This window comes from Micromonospora sp. NPDC047620 (assembly GCF_043205005.1).
Lineage (GTDB): Bacteria > Actinomycetota > Actinomycetes > Mycobacteriales > Micromonosporaceae > Micromonospora.
The window spans coordinates 1-5,601 of sequence record NZ_JBIDDG010000072.1 but is presented as its reverse complement, the minus strand read 5'-3'; the positions used below and the strand labels follow the sequence as shown (position 1 = coordinate 5,601).

The following is a 5,601-nucleotide window of genomic DNA, read 5'->3' as shown; positions in this document are numbered from 1 at the left end:
CAAAAACCGGAAACTCCCGCGCCAACTCCCGACCCATACCCACCCACTGAGCACCCTGCCCAGTAAAAACAGCCCCCACACCACCCGAAGACACCCCCGTGTCCCCCATGACCCCGCGCAAACCAGCGATGACGGACTCCCGGTCGTCGCCGACCACGACCGCGCGGTAATCCAGGGCCGCCCGCGACAGTGCCAAGGTCCGGGCCACATCAGGCAGCGGCACGTCCCGGCCCTCGTGCTCCAGCCAGTCCGCGAGCCGGCCGGCCTGTTCCCGCAAGGCCGCCTTCGTACCACCCGATACCAGTACCGGAGTCAGGAGGTTCTCGGATGCGGCGGGCGACTCCGACCCGGCCGACGAAGCCAGCGGGGCGGTTGGTTCCGGCGGGGCCTCGACGATGACGTGGGCGTTGGTGCCGCTGATACCGAACGAGGAAACAGCGGCACGCCACGGCCGTTCACCGGCAACCAGCTGCACCGGCTCGGACAACAACCGCACACCGCCGTCCCAATCCACCAACGGCGACGGCTCGTCCACATGCAACGTCCTCGGCAACACCCCCGCCCGCAACGCCAACACCATCTTCATCACACCAGCCACCCCAGCGGCAGCCTGCGTGTGACCCACATTCGACTTCAACGAACCAAGCCACACCGGACCCCGACCATTACGGGCCGCCCCATAGGTGGCCACAAGCGCCTGCGCCTCGATCGGATCACCCAACCGGGTACCAGTACCGTGCGCCTCCACCACGTCAACATCCGCCGCATCAACACCCGCGGCAGCCAACGCCTGCCGAATCACCCGCTGCTGCGAAACACCATTAGGAGCCGTCAAACCATTCGACGCCCCATCCTGATTCACCGCCGAACCCCGCACCACACCCAACACCCGCCGACCATCACGAACCGCGTCAGCCAACCGCTGCACCACCAGAACACCAACACCCTCAGACCAACCCGTCCCGTCAGCGGCAGCCGAAAACGCCTTACACCGGCCATCCCCCGCCAAACCACCCTGCCGATCAAACTCCACAAACAAACCCGGCGACGCCATCACCGTCACCCCACCCACCAACGCCAGGTCACACTCCCCCGCCCGCAAAGCCTGACCCGCCAGATGAAGCGCCACCAGGGACGAGGAGCAGGCGGTATCCACCGACATCGCCGGGCCTTCGAGGCCAAGCACATAAGCGATACGACCCGAGGCCACACTCACCGCACCACCGGTCAACCCATAACCCTCCACCTGGGCACCGGCCTCACCCAACCGCGGACCATATTCCTGGCCTATCACGCCCACGAACACACCCGTCAGGGAACCACGCAAAGAATCAGGCGCAATGCCGGCGCGTTCCAGGGCTTCCCAGGAAACCTCCAGGAGTACCCGTTGCTGCGGATCCATCGCCAGGGCTTCACGCGGCGAGATACCGAACAACTCCGCGTCGAAATGCGCGGCGGAGTCGAGAAAGCCACCCACCCGGGCGAAGGAGCCGTCAACCGTCCAACCGCGGTCCGCCGGAAAATCCCCGACCACATCGTGGCCCTCGACAACGACCCGCCACAGATCCTCAGGCGAATCCACCCCACCCGGGAAACGACAGGCCATACCCACGATGGCGAGCGAGTCCCTCGCCACTCCGACATGGGCGGGTGGCGCGACGAGCACCGGAGCCGCCATGGGTTCACCGCCCACGACCTCGTCGAGGTGTCGAGCGAGTGCGGTGGGCGTCGGGTGATCGAAGACGACGGTGGCGGGCAGGGTCTTCCCCACCGCGGCGGCGAGCCGGTTGCGCAGGTCGACAGCAGTCAGCGAGTCGAAGCCGACCTCCTTGAACGGCCGGTCCAGGTCGACCGCCTCGGGGCTGCCGTGGCCGAGGACGCCGGCAACGTGGGCACGCACCAGGTCACGCAACCGGCGCTGCCGTTGCGCCGGGTTCAGGCCGGCGAACTCGTTCACCTGTCCGTTCGCGGTGGCCGTGGTGATGGCTCGGCGGCCGGGGCGGCGCCCGGAGCGGCCGGTGATCAGGAGATGGGGGCTGGTGCGGTCGAGACGCGCGGCGACGAGGACGGGTTCGGTGCTCGTGAGGGCGGCGTCGAACAGGGCGAGAGCCTCGCCGGTCGGCATCGCGAGGCCGGCGAGGCGGCCGCGGTCGCGCTGGGACAGGCCGCGGGTCATGCCGGTCTCGGCCTCCCACAACCCCCATGCCACAGACGTGCCGGGCAGACCGGATTCGCGTCGGTGCACGGCGAGCCCGTCCAGGCCGGCGTTCGCCGCCGCATAGGCGCCCTGGCCGGCATTGCCCAGCACGCCCGCGACCGACGAGAACATGACGAACAGCGCCAGGTCCCGACCGGCCGTCAGCTCGTGCAACAGCAGGGCACCACCGAGCTTGCCCCGCAGGACGTTCGCGACCCGCTCGGCAGACAGTCCTTCCAGCACACCGTCGTCCAGCACCCCGGCGGCGTGGATGACGCCGACGAGCTGGTCGACGTCATCGAGCACGCCCTGCAGCTGTATCCGATCTGCCACGTCGCAGGTGGCCACCCGTACCGTCGCGCCCAGCGACTCCAGCCGCTGCGTCAGCTCCCCCGCGCCCGGCGCGTCCGGGCCGGAACGGCTCACCAGCAGCAACTTCCGCGCCCCGTGCGCACGAACGAGATGCTCGGAGAGCAGGGCGGCGATGCCGCCGGTGCCGCCCGTGACGAGGACCCAACCGCTGTCGAGGGACGGTGCCTCGGCCACCGCCGGAGCCACGGTGGTCAGTCGGGGCACCAGGACACCCTCGGCGCGCACGATCGCCTGCTCGTCGGTGAGCGTGGGAACGGTGCCACCGGCGGGTACGTCGACGATGCTGATCCGGCCGGGAAACTCCGACTGGGCGACCCGGACGAGACCCCACAGGGCGGCGCCGGTGACGCCACGCATGTCGGTGTGCCCGCCGGGCGCGACGCTCGCACCGCTGGTAACGATCCGGAGGCGTACGTCGTTCAGCTCGGGCGCCGCGATGAACTGCTGCACCACCGTGAGCGTCGCGGTGACGGCGTCGGCCGGATCCGCGTCTTCGACGTCGGCTGTGACGGTGACCGTGGCGGGAACCGGAGCCCCGGCCCGCACCGCCTCGACGAGTGCGGGCACGTCGGCGTAGCCGTCGCCGCCGAGCACGACGTTGCCGGCCTCGTCCTCGGTGGTGGCGGCCGCCGGCACCCAGGTGACGGCCGAGAGCGACGCGGCCGCCGGTCCGGCGAGTGCGCCGGCGGGTAGCGCGCGCAGTCGTAGTTCGTCGATGTGGACGATGGCCCGGCCGTCGTCGTCGGCCAGGCGCACCGTTGCCGTGTCCGGTCCGGTACGGGTCACGGTGACCCGAGCTGACCCCGCCCCGGTCGCGTAGAGCTGGACGCCGGCCCAGCCGAACGGCACGCGCAACGACGTGGTCGTGTGGTCGCCGCCCAGCAGCAGCGGGTGCAGGGCCGCGTCAAGCAGCGCGGGGTGGATACTGTGCCGGTCCGGTTCGTCTGTGGGCAGAGTGATCTCGGCGTAGAGGGTGTCGCCCCGCTGCCACGCCTGGCGCAGCCCCTGGAAGGTCGGCCCGTACTCGTAACCAACCGCCGCGAGGTCGGCGTAGAAACTGTCGACCGGCAACGGTTGCGGCCCGGCGGGCGGCCAGCTTTCCCCATCGGCCGGTACGCCGTCGGCCCCCGTGGTGAGGACCGCTTCGACGTGCTCGGTCCACGGATCGGTGGGGCCGGAGCGGCTGTAGAGCCGCGCGGTGTGGTCACCGGCCGGGGTGGGGTGGCAGACGACGTGGACGTGCCTCCCGGTCTGGTCCTCGAGGGTGAGCGGGGTATGGATCGTCAGTTCGGCGATGCGGTTGTGGCCGAGTTCGTCGCCGGTGCGGATCAGCCATTCCACGAGAGCGGTGCCGGGGATGAGGGTGGTGCCGTTGACGGCGTGGTCGTCGAGCCACGGCAGGGTGTGGCGGTCGACTCGACCTGTGAAGACGGTGGGCTCGTCCTCGGTTGTGCGGGTGATGCCGGTCAGGACGGGGTGGTCGAGGTTGTGCTCGCCCGCGGTGGTGGCGGGCGTGAGCCAGAACCGCCGGTGCTGGAAGGCGTAGGTCGGGAGTTCTGTGCGCGTCTGCCCCGCGCCGAGGATGGTGGCCCACTCGACGGTGACGCCCGCGGTCCAGACCCGCCCGGCAGCCGACAGCAGATGCTGCCATTGCGGACGGTCTCGGCGCTGGGAGGGCACGACGACGCCGGGGACGGCGGCTGCCTCGACGAGCTCGGCTATGGCGAGTTCGAGAACGGGGTGGGCGCTGACCTCGACGAAGACGCGGGCGCCGCGGTCGATCTGGGTCTGCATGGCGGTGTCGAAACGCACGGTCTGTCGCAGGTTGCGCAGCCAGTAGGTCGCGTCCATGCCGGCGGTGTCGAGGACCTCGCCGGTCACGGTCGAGACGAGCGGGATCGACGAGGGCTGCGGGGTGAGGCCGCCGAGTTCACTGATGATCCGATCGCCGACGGCGTCGACGGCAGCGGAGTGGGAGGCATAGTCGACCGGGATCAGCCGGGCGCGCACACCCTGCCCTGTCCAGGATTCAACGAGCGCTTCCAGTGCCGGAACCGGACCGGCGATCACCGTGGAGGAACCGCTGTTGACGACCGCGACCTCCACGCCTTCGGGCAGTTGCGGTTCGATGTCGGAACGGCTGAGACCGACAGACGCCATCCCACCGGTGCCGGCAAGCTCCCTGACCAGCCGGGACCGCACCACCACAACACGGGCGCCGTCGGCAAGGGAGAGTCCGCCTGCCACACAGGCGGCGGCGACCTCGCCCTGCGAGTGGCCGACGACGCCCATGACCGGCAGGCCCCACGACAACCAGACCGCGCCGAGCGAGACCATTGCCGCCCACAGCACTGGCTGGACGACGTCCACCCGGGACAGCCAGTCGTCATCGTCGCCGAGCAGCACGTCTGCCACGGACCAGTCGACATGTGCCGCCAGGGCCTTGTCGCATTCGGCCAGGCGGTCAGCGAACACCGGCGACGTGGCGAGCAGTTCGCGGGCCATACCGGCCCACTGCCAGCCCTGGCCCGGAAAGACCAACACGACACCGCCAGCCCCGGAGATGACCTTGCTGTCCCCCATGGCCTCGCGGAGACCTGCGATGACGGACTTCCGGTCGTCGCCGACGACGACGGCGCGGTGATCCAGGGCCGCCCGCGACAGTGCCAAGGTCCGGGCCACGTCGGGCAGCGGCACGTCCTGGCCCTCGTGCTCCAACCAGTCCGCGAGCCGGCCGGCCTGTTCCCGCAAGGCCGCCTTGGTACCACCCGATACCAGTACCGGAGTCAGGAGGTTCTCGGATGCGGCGGGCGACTCCGACCCGGCCGACGAAGCCAGCGGGGCGGTTGGTTCCGGCGGGGCCTCGACAATTACATGGGCGTTGGTGCCGCTGATACCGAACGAGGAAACAGCGGCACGCCACGGCCGCCCGTCACGAACCAGCTGCACCGGCTCGGACAACAACCGCACACCGCCGTCCCAATCCACCAACGGCGACGGCTCGTCCACATGCAACGTCCTCGGCAACACCC

Annotated in this window: 1 protein-coding gene; it reads right to left on the bottom strand. The window is 70.0% G+C overall.

Annotated elements, in window-relative coordinates; translation table 11 throughout:
• On the bottom strand, window positions 1–5,578 hold a 5,578-nt coding region (locus ACGF5C_RS34145; RefSeq protein ID WP_393308448.1), incomplete at its 3' end, for an SDR family NAD(P)-dependent oxidoreductase.
• Window positions 5,579–5,601 lie beyond the last annotated feature (23 nt).